Below are 19,551 nucleotides of genomic sequence, written 5' to 3'. Positions count from 1 at the left end.
ATGCCATCCGCCGGGACGCCTGGCCAAGACTCATGCCGGAAGGTCCGGAGGACGTTGCTAAGCTCAAGGTCCCGATCCCCCGAGGCACCCCTTGGCCCTGTCCTCCTCCCAGCCGCCCCAGGCTCAGGCCGATGCCCTGGGGCCGGCGATGACGGCCCTGGGCGGGGCCAGGGGCCGGGTCGCGCGGAGTGTCCTCGTCGGGGCCTGGGCCCTGGTGGCCCTGGCGCACCTGGCCCTCTCCCGGGAACGCCGGGAACTGGACTGGCCCCTGGGCTACCTGCTGATGGAGGCCCTGGCCACGGCCAGCCTGGGCTACCGCGCCTGGCTCTGCCGGTCCGAATCCTGCCGGGCCTGGGCCTTCCTGGCCCTCTCCACCGGCCTCGAGGTGCCGAACCTGCTGCTGCTCTACCTGGGGATCCACGGGCACCTCGGTGCCTGGGCCCAGGAGGCCGCCAGCCTGCTCAGCATGGGCACGGGGATCTTCGTCCTGGTGGGGGTGCTGAGCTTCCCCAAGGGACCGGAGACGGAGGCCCTGTTCCGGCGGCGGGTGCTGGACGCCCTCATCTTCGCCGCCTCGGTGCTCTTCCTCCTCTGGGTGATGGGGGTCCACAGCTCCCTGCGGGAGGCGGCCGGGGGTCTGGAACTGCGGGTGTTCGCCGCCTACTTGAACGCGGCCCTGCTGGGGGGCGGGCTCGTCTTCGCCATCTCGTACCATCCGGCACGGGTCCAGGGTCCGCTCGGTTGGCTGGCGGTCTCGGTGCTGGCCTGGCTGGCGGGCCTCTCCTGGTGGACCCTGAACGGCCTGGCCCCCACCCAGGGGCAGGGGGGCTGGCTGGCGGTGGTGGGCGGCATTCCGCTCTTCCAGGGACTTGCGGCCTGGTCGCCGAGGCCGGTGGCGCCCGCCGGGGCCGCGGCCGGGACGGGATCCCGCCTCGCGCGGATGCTGCCCTACGTGCCGGTGGTGGTGGCCCTGGGCGTCCTGGCGGTGATCCTCCCCGGCGCTCCCCTGGACGTGATGCGGGGGGCTTTCGGGATCTTCCTCGTGCTGGTGGCGCTCCTGCTGCTCCGCCAGTTCCAGGCCATCCAGGATCTCCAGGTGGCCCGGCGCACCCTCGAGGAGCGGGTCCTGCAGCGCACCCGGGCCCTGGAGCAGGCGCAGGACACGCTGCTGCGGACCGAGCGCATGAACACCCTGGCGTTGATGGGCGCGGGCCTGGCCCACGACCTCAACAACCTGCTGAGCGCCATGAAGAGCTCCGCCGAATTGGCGGCCATGAACCTGGAGGAGGGCACTCGCCCGGAACCCAGGGACCTCCTGCGGATCGTCAGCACGGCCGACCGCGCGGCCACCCTCACCCGCCGGCTCATGGGCTTCGTGCGCCGGGAGGCCGAGGAGATGGAACCCACGGACCTCGCCGGCGAGGTGCGGAACATGGAGGCGACCCTCCGGCTGCTGCTCCCCGGGCCGGTGGAACTGAAAATCCGGGTGGCGCCGGAGGAGGCCCTGGTCGTGCGGAGCTCCCGCCTGCGGCTGGAGCAGATGCTGGTGAACCTGGCCGCGAACGCCGCGGACGCCATGCCGGAAGGCGGGACCCTCGCCATCCACGCGGGACCTGCCGGGCCGGACACCGGCCTGGCCCTCCTCGAGGTCTCCGACACGGGCACGGGCATGGCGCCGGAAGTCCTGGAGCGCATCTTCGATCCCTTCTTCACCACCAAGCCCCCCGGGCGGGGCACGGGCCTGGGGCTTCCGTCGCTCAAGGCCATGGTGGAGGAGGCGGAGGGCCGGATCGAGGTGGAGAGCCAGCCGGGGCGGGGCTCCCGCTTCCGCATCCTCCTGCCCCGGGTGTCATGAATTGAATTCATGACAGAAGTGAATCGAATGAATTCGATTCGAGAAGGGAAGGGCGGTACAACGGTCTCAGGAGGAGAGGCCATGAACGAGATCCTGAAGTCGCTTGGCATGTCGGATGTGAACCCCGGTGGATTCGCCGGGACCTGGGAGGGCAGCGGGAAGGCGCAGGCCGTGGTGTCCCCCATCCACGGCGAGAAGCTGGCCACGGTCACGAACGTCACCCCGGCCGAGTTCGAGGCCGTGGTGGCCAAGTGCCACAAGGCCTGGGAGTCCTGGAAGCTGGTGCCCGCGCCCAAGCGCGGCGAGGTGGTCCGGGCGCTGGGCGACGAGCTGCGGCGCAACAAGGAGTCCCTGGCCATGCTCGTGACCCTCGAGATGGGCAAGACCCTGCGGGAGGGCCTGGGCGAGGTGCAGGAGATGATCGACATCTGCGACTTCGCGGTGGGCCTGTCCCGCCAGCTCTACGGCCTCACCATGCCCAGCGAGCGCCGCCAGCACCGCATCCAGGAGCAGTGGCAGCCCCTCGGCGTGGTGGGCGTGATCACCGCCTTCAATTTCCCCGTGGCCGTGTGGAGCTGGAACACCGCCCTCGCCCTCGTCTGCGGCGACACGGTGCTGTGGAAGCCTTCCAGCAAGACCCCGCTCACCGCCATTGCGTGCATCAAGATCGCCGAGAAGGTCCTGCGCGACTTCGGCTACGATCCGGCCATCTGCAGCCTCGTCATCGGCAAGGGCAGCGAGATCGGCGACCTCATCAACACCGACCCCCGCGTGGCCCTGGTGTCCTACACCGGCTCCGTCCCCGGCGGACGCCACGTCGGCAAGCTGGTCCAGGAGCGCTTCGGCCGCCACATCCTCGAGCTGGGCGGCAACGGCGCCGTCATCGTGAGCGACAAGGCCGACCTGGACATCGCCCTGCGCTCCATCTACTTCGGCGCCATCGGCACCTCCGGCCAGCGCTGCACCACCACCCGCCGCGTCATCGTCCAGGAACGCGTGGCCGAGACCTTCAAGGCGCGGCTGCTGGACCTCTACCGGAAGACCCCCATCGGCGATCCCCGGGAGCACAAGTACTTCATGGGCCCCCTGGTGGACCAGGGCGCCATCGAGACCATGCTGGCGGCCATCGAGACCGTGAAGGCCCAGGGCGGGAAGGTGCTCTACGGCGGCGAGAAGCTGCCCCACCCGGGCGGCTGCTTCATCACGCCCTGCCTCGTGGAGGTCCCCGGCAACCTGCCCATCGTGAAGGAGGAGACCTTCGCCCCGGTGCTCTACGTCATGACCTACCGGACCATCGAGGAGGCCATCGCCCTCCAGAACGGGGTCACCCAGGGCCTCTCCAGCGCCATCATCACCAACGACCAGCGGGAGAGCGAGCTGTTCCTGTCGGCGGCGGGCAGCGACTGCGGCATCGCCAACGTGAACACGGGCACCAGCGGCGCCGAGATCGGCGGCGCCTTCGGCGGCGAGAAGGAGACCGGCGGCGGCCGCGAGAGCGGCTCCGACGCCTGGAAGGCCTACATGCGCCGCCAGACCAGCGCCATCAACTTCAGCGGCAAGGTCGAGCTGGCCCAGGGCATCACGCTGGATTTCTGAGACCTCCCGGCACCGGAGGTCCGCGCTCCCGTGGCCGCGGACCTTCGGTGCCGCGGGTAGAATTGATTCCTTGGTCGTCATCATCGAGAGGTTTTGCCATGTCCCTAGGCATCTTTAAGGTCCCCCATCCCGTCAACGAGCCCGTGAAGGGCTACGCCCCCGGCTCCCCGGAGCGGGCCAGCCTCGCGGCCAAGGTCAAGGAGATGGCCGCCCAGAAGATCGAGATCCCGCTGGTCATCGGCGGGAAGGAGATCCGCACGGGCAAGCTGGCCAAGGCCGTCATGCCCCACGACCACGGCCACGTCCTGGCCGACGTGCACCTGGGCGGGGAGGCCGAGGTGAAGCTGGCCGTCGAGGCCGCCGCCAAGGCCAAGGCCGAGTGGGCTGCCATGCCCTGGGAGGCGCGGGTTTCGATCTTCCTCAAGGCCGCCGACCTGCTGGCCGGTCCCTACCGCGACGTGCTGAACGCCGCCACCATGCTGGGCCAGAGCAAGACCTGCCACCAGGCCGAGATCGACAGCGCCTGCGAGCTGGTGGACTTCTACCGGTTCAACAGCTTCTACTACGAGCAGATCCTCCGCGAGCAGCCGGAGAGCATGCCGGGCATGTGGAACCGCCTCGAGCACCGGCCCCTGGAGGGCTTCGTCTTCGCGGTGACGCCCTTCAACTTCACCTCCATCGCCGGCAACCTGCCCACCGCCCCCGCCCTCGTGGGCAACACGGTGGTGTGGAAGCCCGCCAGCACGGCCCTCTACAGCGCCCACTTCCTCATGAAGCTCTGGAAGGAGGCCGGCCTGCCCGACGGCGTCATCAACATGGTGCCCGGCAGCGGCGCCTCCATCGGCAACCCCGTCCTGGCCAGCCCCCAGCTCGCCGGCATCCACTTCACGGGCTCCACCAGCGTCTTCAACGGCATGTGGCGCACCGTGGGCCAGAACCTGGAGAGCTACAAGGGCTATCCGCGCCTCGTCGGGGAGACCGGCGGCAAGGACTTCATCGTGGCCCATCCCAGCGCCGATCCCGTGGCGCTCACGGTGGCCATCGTCCGCGGCGCCTTCGAGTACCAGGGCCAGAAGTGCTCCGCCGCCAGCCGCGCCTACGTGCCCAGCAACCTCTGGCCGAAGGTGAAGGAGATGCTCGTGCCCATGGTCGAGGGCATCAAGATGGGCGACATCCAGGACTTCTCCAACTTCATGGGCGCCGTCATCGACGCCAACTCCTTCCGCGACCAGAAGAACGCGATCGACGAGGCCAAGGCCTCCAACGACGCCAGCATCCTGGTGGGCGGCCAGTACGACGACAGCAAGGGCTACTTCGTGCGGCCCACGGTCATCCAGGCGAAGACCCCCGGCTACCGCACCATGTGCGACGAGCTCTTCGGGCCCGTGATGACGCTGCACGTCTACGACGAGACGAAGTGGGAGGAGACCCTGGACCTGGTGGACAGCACCAGCCCCTACGCCCTCACCGGCGCCGTCTTCGCCCAGGACCGCTACGCCGTGCAGCAGGCCATCACCCACCTGCGGAACTGCGCGGGGAACTTCTACGTCAACGACAAGCCCACCGGCGCGGTGGTGGGCCAGCAGCCCTTCGGCGGCGCCCGGGCCAGCGGCACCAACGACAAGGCCGGCTCCATGCTGAACCTCCTGCGCTGGATCAGCGCCCGCACCATCAAGGAGACCTTCGTGCCCCCCACGGACTACCGGTACCCGTACATGGGCTAGGTGGTAGCCTCTCCACAAAAAGGCGGCCCCGGACGGGGCCGCCTTTTTGTGGCAGGCTGGCGCCGGGAGGCCCCCATGGCGATCCGGGTGGTGCGGCTGGGCAGTCCGAGGACGAAGGGCGAGGGCCTGCGGCTCGGCACGGTGCGACGCCCGCCGCGGGGGGTGCCGAAGGCCGAGTTCACTTCCCGGGACTTCTACGACGTGTGGATGCCCGAGCTGGCCCCCAGCGAGGCGCTGGTGAAGGCCGCCCACGGCGCCAAGACGGAGGCGGACTGGCGGGCCTTCCTGAAGCGCTACCGGGCCGAGATGGCCCAGCCGGAGCGGGCGCGGCTGCTGGACTTCCTGGCCGTCCTCTCGAAGGAGACGGATTTCGCCGTGGGCTGCTACTGCGAGGACGAGTCGCGGTGCCACCGCTCGGCGCTGCGGGCCCTGCTGGCGGAGCGGGGGGCCGAGATCATCTGAGCTCATGCCACACTGGTTGGCGACCTCAAGGTGATTGATGACCGACGCACCCTCCCTCCGCGAGAAGTACCGCTTCCCCGCCAGCTTCTGGAACGCCAACCTCACCGAGCTCTTCGAGCGGGCGGCCTACTACTCCATGGCCAGCTTCGTGGTCATCTACCTCGGGCGGCTGGGGCTCGGCGACTGGTGGCCGAGCACCCTGAACGGGGTGCTGTGGTTCCTGGTCTACTTCCTCCCCATCCTCAGCGGCACCATCGCCGACCACATCGGCTTCCGCCGGAGCCTGTTCCTGGCCTGCGTGCTGCTGGTGGGGGGCTACTTCCTCATGGGCTATCCCGTCTGGTTCGGGGGCCAGACCCTGTCCCTCCAGGCCGGCGACACGGTCACGGCGGGACCGGGTGTCATGGTGCCCGTGGCCCTGGCCATCCTCCTGGTGGGCGTCGGCGCCTCCTTCGTGAAGCCCTGCATCGCCGGCACCGTGCAGCGCACGCACCTGGGCAAGGCGACCCTGGCCTTCGGCATCTTCTACATGGTGGTGAACATCGGCAGCGTGGTGGGGCGGCTCACGGCCTTCGGCGTCCGCACGCGGCTGGGCCGGCTGGATCCCATCTTCGCCGTGTCCATGGCGGCCTCGGTGGCGGCCTTCCTGGTGGTGTTCTTCCTCTACCGCGATCCGGAATCGGCGGTGGACCCCGCCAAGCCGCGGCGCACCGTGCCGGAGATCCTCCTGGGCATGTTCAGGGTGCTGGGCAACGGGCGCTTCGCCCTCTTCCTGGTGGTGAGCAGCGGCTTCTACTTCATCTACAACCAGGTCTACAACGTGCTGCCGCTCTACGTGAAGAAGACCGTGGAGCTGAGCCCGGCCATGGACCTCTACACCCTGGCCAATCCCGTCACCATCGTGCTGTTCCAGCTGGTCATCACGAACCTCTTCGGGAAGCTGCCCCCCATCAAGTCCATCGTGGTGGGCACGGTCATCATCGGCCTGGCCATGCTCATCAATGTGGCGCCCCTCTACATGGCGGGCGGCGTGACGATGCGGGTGTGGCTGCCCCTGGGGAGCCTCTTCGTCATCATGACGGTGGCCCTCATCGCCTTCGGCGAGCTCTTCGCCGCCAGCCGCCTCTACGAGTACATCGGCTCCCTGGCCCCCAAGGGGCAGGAGGGGCTCTTCCTGGGCTACTCGAACCTCCCCATGGCCATCGGCAGCCTGGTGGGCGGTCCGGCGGGCGCCTGGATCTTCAACCGCATCATGTGCGCCGGGGCGGAGAAGCTGCCCAGCGGCCTGCTGAAGCTGGATCCCCGCGCGGCCGCCACCGGCTGGCTCATCCTCACGGCTTTCGGTCTCGGGAGCGCCCTGAGCCTCTGGTTCTACAACCGGTGGCTGCAGAAGCAGCCCGCCTAGCCTAGGGCCCCGTGACGGTGACCTGCACGGTGCGGGTGGCGCTGCCGGTGGGGCCCTCGGCCAGCAGGGTGTAGGTGGTGGTCGCCGCGGGATGGACGGTGAGGCTGGTGCCCGTCACCCAGCCGATCCCGGGCGTGAGGAACCAGCGGGTGGCGTTCGTGGTGCTCCAGGTGAGCGTGGCGCCCGCGCTGGTGGTGGTGCTGGCCGGGGTGGCGGCGAGGGCGCTGATGGCGGGGGCCGGGCCGGTGGGGTCCGCCGTGTACACCGTGCCCATCTGCACCACCTCCAGGTCCGAGCCCTTGATGCCGGAGAGGGTGGCGAGCTGGGTGTTGTCCCAGCGGTCGTCCGGCGCGCCGGAGAGGTACCAGGCGCTGCCGTTGTCGGCCAGGATCATGCCGTAGCGCTTGAGGGCGGCCAGCACGATGCGGGCCTGGGGCGGGTAGCCGCTGATGTCCACGCCGGCCTTCAGGCGCACCCGCGTCCCCATGGGCGGCGCGCTGGCGCTGGTGGTGCTGGAGGCCCAGTGGGTGGCGGGCAGGACGTAGGCCTTCCGGGAGGTCGGCACCGTGAAGCGCAGGGCATGGGGGATGGCCCCCGCCGCCACCTCGTCGTAGCGGGCCAGGCCCGGCAGGAGGGGCAGCCCGGCCGCATCGGCGCTGGTCCAGCCGAAGGGGCGCAGGGCGTTGCTCTTCAGGTCCCAGATCGCGGCGGCATCGGCGGTCCAGCTGCCGTCGGCCTGGGGGAAGGCCCCGTACAGCTCGTAGAGCAGGCAGGTGTCTCGGTCCATCACCAGCACGTGGCGGTCCCCGGTGGCGGCCGGGCCGCCCTCGATGGGGGCCGCGGCGGGGATGGGCATGGGGCCGGGATCGCTCTCGGCGCCGTAGCGCGTGAAGGCCACGGGGACCTTCGCCTGGGCGGAGGAGGCCACCACGGTGTAGGGGATGCCGATGGGGGCCCCCTGCCACAGGCCCGCCCCGAAATCGGCGTGCAGGCCCGACGAGGCGCCGATGAAGGCGATGATGGCCGCGCTGTTGGGATCCACCGGGGCGGCGGAGACATCCTGGTTCCAGGCGTTGTCGGCCGGGAAGGGGAGGAAGCCCTGGAGGCTGGCGCCCGCGCCGAGGGCCGCGCCGTTGCAGGCGCCGGGCGGCGGCTGGACCGAGACGGTGACGGGCGCCTGGGCCGACTTCGTCGGGTCGGCCACGCTGGTCGCCTGGACGTGGAAGGTGCCGGCGGTGGCGGGGGCGGTGTAGAGCCCTGCTCCGCTGATGGTGCCGCCGGTGGGCTCCACCACGCTCCAGGTGACGGCGGCATTGGTGGTGCCGGTGACGGTGGCCCGGAAGGCCTGGGTCCCCGAGGTCCAGAGGCTGGCGCCCGCGGGCTGGATGGAGACGCCGATGGGCGGTGGGGGCGGCGGGGCGGAGCCTCCACCCCCGCCGCCGCAGGCCAGGACCGCCCCCATCAGGATCCAGGCACCCAGGCCCATCGCGCGCATGAACCCTCCCTCGACCCTGGCCCGATTCCGCGGGCGTCGATCCCCGGGCAGTCTACCCCCATCCCGCCCGCCGGTGCCTGTGCCGACAGCCGGAAGGCTGTGGATTGAGCTCCAATTCAGAGATAATGGGGACCTGCGCCCCGAGGTCCCCATGTCCCAGAAGCAGACGCCGCTCTTCCCGCTCCGCCAGGGCCGCCACACCCGCCAGGCGCATGTGGACCTGCCCGAGGGCACCTTCGAGGAGGAGCACGCGCGGCAGGGCTTCTTCGGCCGCACGACGCACCTCTACCGCCTGCATCCGGTCACGGACTGGACGCGCATCGAGGGGCCGCTGCGGCCCCACAGCTACGACCTCAACGGCTTGAAGCCTTCGGCGGAGGAAGCCATCCGGGCCTCGATGTCCGGTTCCACCGAGGCCGCCTTCGCGCCCATCCGCCTCCTCTACAACCAGGACGTCGCCCTGCACTGGGTGGCACCCTCGGCCATGGACTTCTTCTACCGCAACGCCGACGGCGACGACGTCTACTACATCCACACGGGTGCCGGGAAGCTGGAGACCACCTTCGGCGTGCTCCACTACGCCACCGGCGACTACCTCGTGATCCCCCGCGGCACCACGTACCGCTTCCTGCCGGCGGCCGGCGACCAGCGCTACCTGCTCATCGAGAGCTTCAGCGAGGTCACCATCCCGGACCGCAACCAGCTGGGCCCCAACGCCATCTTCGACCCCGCCATGGTGGACACCCCGGAGCTGGAGGCCTACGACGCCACCCCCCGGGAATGGGCCGTCCACATCAAGCGCGAGCACGCCATCACGAAGGTGTACTACCCCTTCAATCCGCTGGACGTGGTGGGCTGGAAGGGCGACCTCACGGTCTGGCGCATCAACGTGAAGGACATCCGGCCCGTCCTCAGCGCCCGCTACCACCTGCCGCCCAGCGCCCACAGCACGTTCATCGCGCAGAACTTCGTCATCTGCTCCTTCCTGCCCCGGCCCTTCGAGGAGGAGGAAGGCGCCATGCGCGTGCCCTTCTTCCACTCGAACATCGACTACGACGAGGTGCTGTTCTACAGCGCGGGCCACTTCTTCAGCCGGGACGGCATCGGCGCCGGCATGATGACCTGGCATCCCCAGGGCATCCACCACGGGCCGCACCCCAAGGCCATCCCCCTCAGCCGCACCAAGGACCGCACGGACGAGGTGGCCGTCATGGTGGACACCTACCGTCCCCTCAAGGCCACGCCCGCGGCGGAGCTGATGGAGAACAAGAACTACTGGGCCTCCTGGAAGTAGACTGTCCGGGTGATGATCCTGTTTCTCCAGCCGATCCTGAAGACCGAGACCCGGCGCTTCGACCACTTCATGGCCTGGATGGACCGCGCGGGGTGGTCCCGCCTGGAACACCTGCTCATGGTGGGGGGCGCCTGCCTGGCCATCCTGTGGAGCGTGAAGCTGGTCTCCCACGCGGTGCGCAAGGCGGTGGACGACGGCGACGACAGCACCACCTCGGATGCGGAGCGCCGGGCGGAGACCCTGGGCTCGGTGCTCAACAACACGGCCCGCATCCTGGCGGTGGTGTTCTTCCTCCTGATGACGCTCCAGGAGTTCGGGGTGAACATCGGCCCCCTGGTGGCGGGCGCCGGCATCGCGGGCGTGGCCCTGGGCTTCGGCGCCCAGAGCCTCGTGAAGGACGTCATCAGCGGGTTCTTCCTCCTCATGGAGAACCAGTTCGGGGTGGGCGACATCATCAGCGTGGACGAGAAGCACACGGGCACCGTGGAGCGCATGACGCTGCGGGTGACCCAGATCCGCGACTCGGAGGGCAGGGCCCACTTCATCCCCAACGGATCGGTGGTGCGGGTGGTGGTGCTCTCCAAGGAGTTCGCCCGGGCCCAGGTGGATGTGGGCGTCGGCTATGGCGCCGACATCGACCTGGCCATGGCCGAGCTGCGGCGCATCGGGGAGGCCCTGGCGGCCGAGTGGCCCGACCGGGTGCTGGAGCCCACCCAGGTGCTTGGCGTGGAGGCCCTGGGGGACAGCGCGGTGACGCTCCGTACGCTCACCAAGACCGCCCCGGCCAAGCAGTGGGAGGTGGCCCGGGAGCTGCGCCGCCGCATCCTCCTGGCCTTCCGCGAGGCCGGCATCGACATCCCGTACCCGCAGCAGGTGGTGCACCTGGTGCGCGAGCCGGAGCGGTGACTCAGGGTGCCTAACAAAACCCCGACCCTGTGGGGGTTTTGTTAGGCACTCTCAGGCTTCCAGCGCCTTCTGCAGGGCCGCCCGGAGGGCCTGCAGGGTGTAGGGCTTCTGCAGGAACCCGGCCAGCCCCTGGCCCATGATGGATCGCACGGACTCCTGCTCGGTGTAGCCACTGCTGAGGACCACCCGCGCATCCGGCCGGATGCGGCGGAGGGCCTGGAAGGCCTCGCGGCCATCCATGCGGGGCATGGTGAGGTCCATCAGCACGAGGTCGATGGCGCCGGGGTCCGCCTGGAAGCGGGCCACGGCCTCGACCCCGTCCCGGGCCAGGAGCACGCGGAACCCGAGGGTCTCCAGGGCTGGTCCCAGGGTGTCGAGCACGGCGGGTTCGTCGTCCACCAGGAGCACGGTGCCCTTCAGCTCCGCCTCCCCGGCGCGGTCCAGGGCCTTCCCGGCGTCGGCATGGCCCTGGGCGGCGGGGAAGTAGGCCTTGAAGGAGGAGCCACGGTCCACCTGGCTGTGGATCTCCAGGCCCGCGCGGTGTCCGCGGAGGATGCCCAGCATGGCGGAGAGTCCCAGCCCCCGGCCCGTGGCCTTGGTGGTGAAGAAGGGGTCGAAGATGCGCGCCATCACCTCGGGGCTCATCCCCTGGCCCGTGTCGCGCACTTCCAGCGTCACGTAGCGCCCGGGTTCCAGGTTCTGCGTGGGGAGGGTGGCGGCGATGAAGGCGGCGTCGAGATCCGCGGCGCCGGTGGTGATGGCGATGGTGCCTTCGCAATCGCCCAGGGCATCGGAGGCGTTGGTCACGAGGTTCATCACCACCTGCTGGAACTGCGCCCCATCCGCCTCGATGGGGGGGAGCTCCGGCGCCAGCTCCAGCTTGAGCTCGGCCTTCTTGGAGATGGAGACCTGGAGGAGGTGGGCCATCTCCTGGACCACCTCGTTGACGTCGTGGAGCTTCACCACGAACCGGCCCCGGCCCGAGTAGGCGAGCATCTGGCGGGTGAGGTCCGAGGCCTTCTGGACGGCCTTCTCCGCGTGCTCCAGGAAGGGGGTGGCGGGGGCCTCGGGACTCAGGCTGAACTGGGCCAGGTTCAGGTTCCCCAGGACGGCCGTGAGCAGGTTGTTGAAGTCGTGGGCGATGCCTCCGGCCAGCACGCCCAGGCTCTCCAGCTTCTGGGCCTGCTGGATCTGGGCCTCCAGCTGCCGGCGCTCCCGGTCCGCGCGATGGGTCTCGGTGCGGTCGCGCCAGGTGGTGTGGAGGATCTCCTTGCCCTTCCACGGGACGGCGGTGAGCAGTACCTCCACCGGGAAGTCGGTGCCATCGACCCGCCGGTGGGTCCATTCGAAGTGGTGGCTCCCCTGCCGGTGGGCCAGGGCGAGGATCTCGTCCGCCTTCTCCCGCGAGGGCCGTCCGTCCGGCTGGAAGGGCGGCGACAGGTCCGAGGGGTGGGTCCCCAACACGGCGGACTTGTCCGCGGCCCCGAGGATCTCCACCGTGGCCTGGTTGCAGTCCACGAAGCGGTCGCCGTCGATGAGGAGGTTGGCGTCCCCGGAGCGCTCGAAGAGCAGCCGGAAGAGCCGCTCGCTCTCCTGCCGGTCCTCCTCCGAGCGCCGCCGTTCCGTGATGTCGGTGCTGATGCCGGCGATCCGGTGGATGCGGCCGGTGGCATTCCGGATGGGCACGAGGAGGGTCTGGTAGATGCGCCGGCCCTGGCCCAGGTCGGCGGTCTCCTCGTAGGTGGTGGGTCGCCCCCCGGCCACGCAGCGCCGGTAGTTGCCCGTGAGCTGGGCCGCGAGCTCCTCGGGCAGCCAGTCGGAGAGTTCCCGTCCCACGACCTCCGCGGCGGTCCGGCCCAGGGAGGCCTCCTGGGCCGGGTTGATGCTCTCCAGGATGAAGCCCCCGTCCTCCCGGACACCGATCCAGAAGATGGCATCCGGCGAGTTCAGGAACAGGCCCAGGTAGCGCTCTTCCGAGTCCCGGAGGGCCGCCTCGGCGGCCTTCCGGGAATCAATGTCGCGCACGGCCACCAGCAGGCGCTCCTCGGCGCCGATGAAGGCCCGGCGCATGTTCACCTCGGCCCAGAAGACCTTCCCCGACCGGTGCTTCGCCCGCCATTCGAAGACCTGGGGACCCTCCCGCTGGGCTTTCCGGATCCAGGCCATGGCCTCGGCCTGGGAATAGGGCGGCAGCCCCGCGCTGAGATCCGCGACATCCATGCAGAGCAGTTCCCGCCGGGAGTACCCGTACATCTCCAGGACCCGGGCGTTCGCGTCCAGGATCGCCCCGGTCTCCAGGTCGTGGACGAAGATGGCGTCGTTCACCGCGTCGAAGAGCATCCGGGTGCGCTGCTCGCTCTCCCGGAGCACGTCCTCCGTGCGTCGGCGTTCCGAGATGTCGCGGCGGATGCCGAAGTGGCCGGAGATCCGGCCCTCTCCATCGAAGTAGCAGATGCAGTCCCACTCGACCCAGAGCTCCCGGCCGTCCGGCCGGATCTGGTGGAGCTCGCGCCGCAGGTGGCCCTGCCCGATCAGCTCGGCCGCGTCGCCGGGCGCGGCCGCCGGATCGTGGCGGAAGAGGTCCCGGAAGGTCCAGTGGTCCAGGTCGGCCTTGGCGACCCCCAGCTGGGCGGCCAGGGCCAGGTTGGCGCGGGTGATGCGCTGGCGGTCCAGGGCGGCCGCCACCCCCTCGGCGGTGCCGGCCTCCCCGTCGTAGCGGAGGGGCTCGTCCAGGGTGGCGATGTAGTAGGCGTCGAGGGATTGGCTGAAGAAGAGGTCCAGGCGGGCCTCGCTCTCGCGCAGGGCGGTCTCCACCCGGCGGCGCTCGGTGACGTCCTCCACGATGCCGATGCCGCCCAGCGGGCGGCCGTCATCCCCGGTGAGGGGATAGGTGATGAGCCGCGCCACGGAGCGGCGCCGGCCGGTGACGGAGACGTACTCGCCCTCCTCGTGGCCGATGTGCCCCCGGAGGGCCTCCTCCACGGCGCTCCGCACGCCCGGATGCTCGACCCGCTGGGGGATGGACAGGCCGAGGACGGCCTCCAGCGGGGCGCCCAGGATGGCCGCGAAGGCCGGATTGCAGTCCTGGATGACCCCCTGGGGATCGAAGCGGAAGATGCCGACGGGCGCCTCCCGGAAGAGGATGCGGTGGTGTTCCTCGCTGGCCCGAAGGGGCGCCAGGATGCGGCGCCCGAGCCATCCCGCCAGGGCCACCGCGATCAGCCCGGCGATCAGGGCCATGATCAGGCTCTGGCCCAGGGTCTGGCGGCCCGGGCCGGAGACCAGGACGAGGAGGAGGGCCGGAAGCACGGCCACGGCCACCAGCGCGAGGAGCTGGGAACGGAGGGACCATGGGACGGGACGGGACATGGCTTCAGCGCATCTTCCGCCCTATCGGCCGGCCCGGCCGGTGGCAGTAATCCGGTGTCGGAACAGCCCGCCGGGGCTCAGGCCCCCCGCAGGCGCAGCGCCGCCAGGCGCCAGGCCTCGGCCAGATCCTCCGCGGCCAGGGCGGCCTGGAGGGCCCGTTCCAGGCCCTCGGGATCCGCGGGGTCCCCGGGCCGGCGCTCCGCGGCGGCCAGGTCAGGGAGCGCCGGACTGTTGGCCAGCTGTCCCAGGTCGTTGCCCGTGAGGATGCGGCTGGCCTTCAGGGCCTCGGGCAGGGCGTCGTAGCCCAGGGGCCTTCCGGCGGGCTTGGGCACCTCGAAGACCGCCGCGCCGCTGGCCCGGGTGTAGAAGGCGCCGCCGTTGCGGCCCACCAGGTCGAGGCGGTCCGGATGCAGCAGGCCGTCCACGAAGGCGTCCTCGCGGGCGTGGAAGGCCAGCACCTCGCCGATGAGCATGAGGCCGGAGCCGGGCCCCGTGCCCAGCTCCACCACCTGGTGCAGGCGGCACTCCATCTGGAAGGGGCTCTCGGCCACGAGCGCGGGCTTCACGTGGGTCGCGGGCAGGGGCGTGAGGCCGCACTTGGGGAACTCGTCCACGCCGTCCGGCCATTCGGCGCTGGCCACGTTCATCTGATGGAGCATGGCGTGGCTCACGGCCGCGATGACGAACTCCCCGGTGGCCACGGCGTTCAGGTAGGTGTGCTTCACGCTGCCGTCCCGGGCCCGGCGGTTGGGGGCGAAGGCCACCATGGGCGGGTTGCTGCCGAAGGCGTTGAAGAAGCTGAAGGGCGAGAGGTTCCGGATGCCGTCCTTGGAGATCGTGCTGGCCAGGGCGATGGGTCGCGGGGCCACGCCGCCGCAGAGCAGGGCGTTGGTCTCGGCGGGGCTGAGGCGCTCGGGGAGGATCGTGCGGACGCTCACGGGGCCTCCGGGTCAGACGTGGTGGCCGGGCTTCGCCCGGTCACCACGTGGGGGTGCACGAGGGGGGAGGCAGAGGGCGCGAAGCGACTGGGCGGTCTCCCCTCGTTCATGTCAGTCCCCGGCCTCGCCGGCGGGCGTGCCGGCGTAGAGATCGGGCAGCGTGCCGTCGAGGAGGCTCGGCGTCACGCCGTCCAGCCGCTCGGGCACGTGGACGACGGTGTTCACGAGCGTGCCCAGGCCCTCGATGGTCATCACGACCTCGTCGCCGGCCTTCAGCCAGAGGTTGTCCGTGACCTTGGAGCCGTTCAGCTCCAGCAGGCAGCCGGTCCCCACGGTGCCGCTGCCGATGACCTCGCCCGGGTGCATCTGGATGCCGTAGCTGGTGCGCTGGAGGATCTGGGCGAAGGTCCAGTTCATGCTGTCGGCGTTGCCCTGCGACAGCAGCTGTCCATTCACATGGCAGGTCATGGCGGCGTGGAGCACCTCGCCCCGGGGCGTGGCCTTGAGCGCCAGCTCGTCCTTCGTGACCAGCCAGGGGCCCAGGCTCGTGGCGAAGTCCTTGCCCTTGCAGGGGCCCAGGGAGAGCTTCATCTCCTCCATCTGGAGCATGCGGGCGCTCCAGTCGTTCATCACCATGTAGCCGAAGATGGCCGCGTCGGCCTCCGCCAGGGTGGCGTTGCGCAGGGGCCGTCCGGTGACGACGGCGACCTCCAGCTCGAAGTCGAGGCGGGTCAGGTGGTGGTCCTGCACCTGCACCTCGCCGGGGCCGGTGACGGCCAGGTGGTTGGTGAAGTAGGTGACGGGGAAGAGGTCGAACTCGGGGATCATCTCCAGCCCCCGGTTGCGCCGGGCCGTGGCCACGTGCTGGCGGAAGGCGTAGCCGTCGCGCATGGAGACGGGCCGGGGCACGGGGGCCAGCAGGCGGACGGCGCCGGCGTCGTGGAGGGCGGCGGCCGGCGGTGCGGCGGCCAGGGCCCGCGCCAGGGGCAGCAGCTCGTCCTGGCGGCGGATGAGGGTGAGCATGTCCACGGCCAGGCGCGCGTCGGCCGCGCCGAAGTCGAGGATCCGGCCGTCCTCCAGCACGACGCCGATCCGCTCCTGGTCCCGGTGGAGAAACGTCACGAGCTTCATCGAACACTCCGCCAAAGGCTCCAGTGTACCGACATCTAGAAGCGGGCCCGGACCCCGATCTGGATGCGGCGGCCTGCGTCGGCGGGCAGGGCGGTGGCGGGCCGTGTGCGGTCCAGGAGGTCGAAGGCGTCCAGGAGCACTTCGAACCGGCCGGAGGACGCGGGGAGGGCCCTGGCGATCCGGAGGTCGAGAACGGCCGAGCCCCCCGGCGCCCGCACGGGGCCGGGCGGGGCCTCCGGCGGGCCCGACTGGAGGCGGCCCACGAGGGCCAGGGTCCAGTCCCGGGCCCAGGGGGCGGCCAGGTCGCGGGTGTCCCAGGCGGCCCAGAGGCGGAGCCGCCGCAGGGTGCCGTCCTGCGGGCCGAGGGGCCCGACGGTGCGGGTGCGGGCCACGGTCCAGCTCGCGGCGAGGTTGAGGGCCTCCCGCACCTGCCAGCGCCCGCCGAGGGCCAGGCCCTGGAGGCGGTCCCGGTCGCTGCCGCCGGGGAGGAGGCGGCCCTCGGCGTCCCGGGCCTCGGCGGTGAGGACCAGGTCGGGGAGGGGGAGGAAGGCCAGGCCCAGGTGGCTCTCCCGGCGGTCCGGTGGCGCGGGGGGCTGGAGCCGCTGGAAGGAGGCCAGGGGGGAGGGATCGAGGAACCGGCCGTGGCCGCCATAGAGCCGCACCCGGGCCGAGGCCTGCCAGCTGAAGGCCAGGCGGGGCGAGGTGGCTTCGCGCCGGCCGCCCTCCGCGGTGTCCTCCCGGTCCCGCCGCAGGCCCAGGCGCAGGGTGAATGGCTCCGCAAGGCGCCAGTCGTCCTGGAGGAAGAGGCCGGCCCGGCGCCAGGCCGCGTCGGGCCGGGCGTCCGTGCGCAGCTGCTGGAGGTCCAGCCCGGCCTGGAGGCCGTGGGCGCCCAGGTCGAGGGCCAGGGCGTCCACGGCCTCCCAGGACCACGCTGGGCCGAGGCCCGGGGCTTCGACCGCGTGGCTCTGGAGGCGGAACGCGTGGACGAATCCCGGCGCGGGCGTCCACCGGTGGGCCAGGGCCAGGGCCGCGTCCCGGCCGCTGGCGCCGCCGTCGGCCGCCAGGGCGCGGAGGGTCCACCGCTGCGTGTCGCCGGGCAGCCAGTCCAGGCGCAGCGCGCCGTGGGTGGTGCGGGAGCCGTCGCCGGGCGCCTGGCGATCGGCTGCCGCGGCATAGAACAGCCGGTCGCGGCGCAGGGGACCATCGACCGCCAGTTCCGCCTCCCGCCGGTCTCCCGCGGAGCCGGTGGCGGGGCCCCACAGGGCCTGGGCCGTGCCTTCGAAAGCGTCGCCCCCGCCGCGGGTCGCGGCCTGGAGGGCGGCGCCCCCGGGCTGGTCCGCGGGGCCGCCCCCCGCGAGGATCCGGATCCCCTCCAGGGCGCCGAGGCCCACGGGGGACGGCCCCGGGCCGGCGGCGCCCAGCTCCAGGCCGTCCACCCGCAGGTTCGCGGCGGGGGGCGCGGGCCAGGGGCCCAGGTCCGCCAGGGCGGCGGGGTCGCGCGTGCGCAGGGGCAGGGCGCGCAGGAGCGCTCCCGGGAGGTCGGTGGCCAGGGCCGTCTCCGAGGGGTCCGTCGGCGGATCCGGCGCCTCGACGTCGAGGACCATCCCGGCCTCCATGGGCATGAGCTCCACGTCCAGCACGGTGTCGGCGCCGGGGCGGATGCGCAGGCCCGTGATCCGCTGGCCGCCGGAATCCCCGGCGGCCACCTCCAGGCGGCACACGCCGGGCTCGACGCCGCGGAACCGGAAGGCGCCGTCCGCGCCGGTGACGAGGCTCCGCCGGCGGTTCGCGGCCGTCTCCACCAGCGTGAGGCGCACCCCGGCGAGGGGCGTGCCGTCGGTGGACCGGGCGGTACCCCGCAGGCCGCCCGAGACGAGGGCCTGCGCCCCCAGGGCGGGCGCCAGGAGGAGGGCCAGGCCGGCCGCGGCCCGGGGGCGCATCAGCCCAGCAGCGCGCGCAGCGTCTCGCCGGCCTCGCGGATCCGGGCCGGCGGCGTGCAGAGGGGCGGCATCAGGTAGAGGCAGTCGCCCACGGGGCGGACCAGGAGGCCGTGCTCCAGCGCGCGGCGGTGGAGCTTCCAGCCGTACCGGGCCTCCAGCGTGTCCGGGCTCCCCGTGGCCGGATCCACCAGCCGGCAGGCGCCCACGGTGCCGAAGACCCGGGCCTGGCGCACGGCAGGGTGCGCCGACAGCTCCCGGAAGGCGTCGGCCATGGCCGTGGCGATCTCCGCCGCGTTGGCCAGCACGGGCTCGTCGTCGAAGAGGGCCAGGCTGGCGCAGGCCACGGCGCAGGCGAGCGGATTGGCCGTGTAGCTGTGGCCGTGGAGGAAGGCCCGGCCCGAGGCCGGTTCGCCCCAGAAGTGGCCGTAGAGCTCCTCCGTGGCCCAGGTCATGGAGAGGGGCAACGTGCCGCCCGTGAGGCCCTTGGAGAGGCAGAGCAGGTCCGGCGCGACGCCCCTCCATCTATCGTGAAGCGGCGCTTCGCTCCCGCTCGCTTCCCTCTCGGAGATGGAGCCTCCTTGGTCGCACGCCAGGAAGGTGCCGGTGCGGCCGAACCCGGTCATGACTTCGTCGGCGATGAGGTAGACGCCGTGGGCGTCGCACTGGGCCCGCAGCTCCTGCAGCAGCTCCGGCGGCCACATGCGCATGCCGCCCGCCGCCTGGAGCAGCGGCTCGGCGATGAAGGCGGCCAGCCGGTCGCCGTGCTCGTCGAAGTAGGCGCGGACCGCCTCCCGGGCGGCTTCCAGGCGCTCGGGCCAGCCCGCGAGATCCGCGTCCAGCTCGCGCCGCGGGTCCTCCGGCAGCTCGAGCCGATCGCAAGCCAGCAGCAGGGGCCGGAAGAGGCCCGTCATGAAGTTGTCCAGCTCGCCCACGCCCACGGCGCCCAGGGTGTCGCCGTGGTAGCCCTCCCGCAGGGCGCCGAAGCGCGTGCGGCCCGCCTCGCCCCGCTGGAGCTGGGCCTGGAAGGCCATCTTCAGGGCCACCTCCACGGCCGTGCTGCCGTTGTCGGAGAAGAAGGCCCGCGTGAGGTTCGGGGGGAGCTTCGGGCGGAGCCGCGCCACCAGCTCGAGGGCGGGCTCGTGGGTGAAGCCGGCGAAGAGGACGTGGTCCAGCTTCCCCGCCTGGCGCTCCAGGGCGCCCATGAGCCGGGGATGGCAGTGGCCGTGCAGGCAGGTCCACCAGCTGGAGATGCCGTCCAGGACCCGGCTCCCGTCGGCCAGCAGGAGGTCGCAGCCCTCGCCGCCGATGACGGGGACGGGCGGATCCACCTCGTGGACCTTCATCTGGGTGAAGGGATGCCAGACGTGGGCCCGGTCCAGGGCCAGTCGGTCGGTCCAGTCGTGGGGCAGGGGCGTGGGCATGGCACCAGTGTAGGC

General features: G+C 71.6%; 13 protein-coding genes. 7 read left to right on the top strand and 6 right to left on the bottom strand.

The window, feature by feature from the left end; translation table 11 throughout:
• Positions 1 to 91 precede the first annotated feature (91 nt).
• From QSJ33_RS05230 to QSJ33_RS05210, 5 genes are all read left to right on the top strand, one after another.
• Positions 92 to 1,855 (top strand): sensor histidine kinase, encoded by a 1,764-nt coding sequence (locus tag QSJ33_RS05230; RefSeq protein ID WP_285723507.1) that lies wholly within the window; start codon positions 92 to 94, stop codon positions 1,853 to 1,855.
• Between the two features lie 81 nt (positions 1,856 to 1,936).
• Positions 1,937 to 3,451 carry an L-piperidine-6-carboxylate dehydrogenase gene (gene amaB / locus QSJ33_RS05225; RefSeq protein ID WP_285723506.1) on the top strand — a complete coding sequence of 505 codons (1,515 nt, stop codon included), beginning with the start codon at positions 1,937 to 1,939 and terminating at the stop codon, positions 3,449 to 3,451.
• Positions 3,452 to 3,549: 98 nt separating this feature from the next.
• A complete protein-coding gene (gene pruA / locus QSJ33_RS05220; protein ID WP_285723505.1) occupies positions 3,550 to 5,175 on the top strand; it encodes an L-glutamate gamma-semialdehyde dehydrogenase in 1,626 nt (541 codons plus the stop codon).
• A 75-nt stretch (positions 5,176 to 5,250) separates the two neighbouring features.
• Complete coding sequence (locus QSJ33_RS05215; protein WP_285723504.1) at positions 5,251 to 5,637, top strand: DUF488 domain-containing protein; 387 nt, start codon at positions 5,251 to 5,253, stop codon at positions 5,635 to 5,637.
• A 37-nt stretch (positions 5,638 to 5,674) separates the two neighbouring features.
• Complete coding sequence (locus tag QSJ33_RS05210) at positions 5,675 to 7,042, top strand: MFS transporter (protein WP_285723503.1); 1,368 nt, start codon at positions 5,675 to 5,677, stop codon at positions 7,040 to 7,042.
• A gap of 1 nt (position 7,043) precedes the next feature.
• On the opposite strand, the gene QSJ33_RS05205 is transcribed toward QSJ33_RS05210, so the two are convergent.
• On the bottom strand, positions 7,044 to 8,537 hold the full coding sequence (locus QSJ33_RS05205; protein WP_285723502.1) for a hypothetical protein: 1,494 nt from the start codon (positions 8,535 to 8,537) through the stop codon (positions 7,044 to 7,046).
• 151 nt (positions 8,538 to 8,688) lie between these two features.
• On the opposite strand from QSJ33_RS05205, the gene QSJ33_RS05200 reads away from it, so the two are divergent.
• A complete protein-coding gene (locus tag QSJ33_RS05200) occupies positions 8,689 to 9,831 on the top strand; it encodes a homogentisate 1,2-dioxygenase (RefSeq protein WP_285723501.1) in 1,143 nt (380 codons plus the stop codon).
• Positions 9,832 to 9,843: 12 nt separating this feature from the next.
• Complete coding sequence (locus tag QSJ33_RS05195; RefSeq protein WP_285723500.1) at positions 9,844 to 10,737, top strand: mechanosensitive ion channel family protein; 894 nt, start codon at positions 9,844 to 9,846, stop codon at positions 10,735 to 10,737.
• A 51-nt stretch (positions 10,738 to 10,788) separates the two neighbouring features.
• Here the strand turns inward: QSJ33_RS05195 and QSJ33_RS05190 are convergent, their stop codons facing one another.
• The 5 genes from QSJ33_RS05190 to QSJ33_RS05170 all read right to left on the bottom strand — a co-directional run bounded on the left by QSJ33_RS05190 (position 10,789) and on the right by QSJ33_RS05170 (position 19,536).
• Positions 10,789 to 14,106: a PAS domain S-box protein gene (locus tag QSJ33_RS05190; RefSeq protein ID WP_285723499.1), complete on the bottom strand. Its 3,318-nt coding sequence runs from the start codon at positions 14,104 to 14,106 to the stop codon at positions 10,789 to 10,791.
• 77 nt (positions 14,107 to 14,183) lie between these two features.
• Complete coding sequence (locus QSJ33_RS05185; protein ID WP_285723498.1) at positions 14,184 to 15,044, bottom strand: flavin reductase family protein; 861 nt, start codon at positions 15,042 to 15,044, stop codon at positions 14,184 to 14,186.
• Positions 15,045 to 15,155: 111 nt separating this feature from the next.
• Positions 15,156 to 16,175 carry a fumarylacetoacetate hydrolase family protein gene (locus QSJ33_RS05180; RefSeq protein WP_285723497.1) on the bottom strand — a complete coding sequence of 340 codons (1,020 nt, stop codon included), beginning with the start codon at positions 16,173 to 16,175 and terminating at the stop codon, positions 15,156 to 15,158.
• Between the two features lie 35 nt (positions 16,176 to 16,210).
• Positions 16,211 to 18,115, bottom strand: a complete 1,905-nt coding sequence (locus QSJ33_RS05175; RefSeq protein ID WP_285723496.1) for a TonB-dependent receptor — start codon at positions 18,113 to 18,115, stop codon at positions 16,211 to 16,213.
• Positions 18,115 to 19,536 carry an aspartate aminotransferase family protein gene (locus QSJ33_RS05170; protein WP_285723495.1) on the bottom strand — a complete coding sequence of 474 codons (1,422 nt, stop codon included), beginning with the start codon at positions 19,534 to 19,536 and terminating at the stop codon, positions 18,115 to 18,117. The genes QSJ33_RS05175 and QSJ33_RS05170 overlap by 1 nt, the downstream gene beginning before the upstream one ends.
• Positions 19,537 to 19,551: the final 15 nt, after the last annotated feature.

Source organism: Geothrix rubra (assembly GCF_030268065.1).
GTDB classification, from domain to species: domain Bacteria; phylum Acidobacteriota; class Holophagae; order Holophagales; family Holophagaceae; genus Geothrix; species Geothrix rubra.
Note: the sequence above shows the minus strand (reverse complement) of the source record. Positions and strands in the feature narration are given on the sequence as shown.

Excerpts from the sequence above, each read along its gene's own strand:
- QSJ33_RS05175 (WP_285723496.1), bottom strand. The coding sequence starts at position 18,115 with ATGCGCCCCCGGGCCGCGGCCGGCCTGGCCCTCCTCCTGGCGCCCGCC.
- amaB (WP_285723506.1), top strand. The coding sequence starts at position 1,937 with ATGAACGAGATCCTGAAGTCGCTTGGCATGTCGGATGTGAACCCCGGT.
- QSJ33_RS05200 (WP_285723501.1), top strand. The coding sequence starts at position 8,689 with ATGTCCCAGAAGCAGACGCCGCTCTTCCCGCTCCGCCAGGGCCGCCAC.
- QSJ33_RS05190 (WP_285723499.1), bottom strand. The coding sequence starts at position 14,106 with ATGTCCCGTCCCGTCCCATGGTCCCTCCGTTCCCAGCTCCTCGCGCTG.
- QSJ33_RS05195 (WP_285723500.1), top strand. The coding sequence starts at position 9,844 with ATGATCCTGTTTCTCCAGCCGATCCTGAAGACCGAGACCCGGCGCTTC.
- QSJ33_RS05215 (WP_285723504.1), top strand. The coding sequence starts at position 5,251 with ATGGCGATCCGGGTGGTGCGGCTGGGCAGTCCGAGGACGAAGGGCGAG.
- QSJ33_RS05180 (WP_285723497.1), bottom strand. The coding sequence starts at position 16,175 with ATGAAGCTCGTGACGTTTCTCCACCGGGACCAGGAGCGGATCGGCGTC.
- pruA (WP_285723505.1), top strand. The coding sequence starts at position 3,550 with ATGTCCCTAGGCATCTTTAAGGTCCCCCATCCCGTCAACGAGCCCGTG.
- QSJ33_RS05210 (WP_285723503.1), top strand. The coding sequence starts at position 5,675 with ATGACCGACGCACCCTCCCTCCGCGAGAAGTACCGCTTCCCCGCCAGC.
- QSJ33_RS05170 (WP_285723495.1), bottom strand. The coding sequence starts at position 19,536 with ATGCCCACGCCCCTGCCCCACGACTGGACCGACCGACTGGCCCTGGAC.
- QSJ33_RS05205 (WP_285723502.1), bottom strand. The coding sequence starts at position 8,537 with ATGCGCGCGATGGGCCTGGGTGCCTGGATCCTGATGGGGGCGGTCCTG.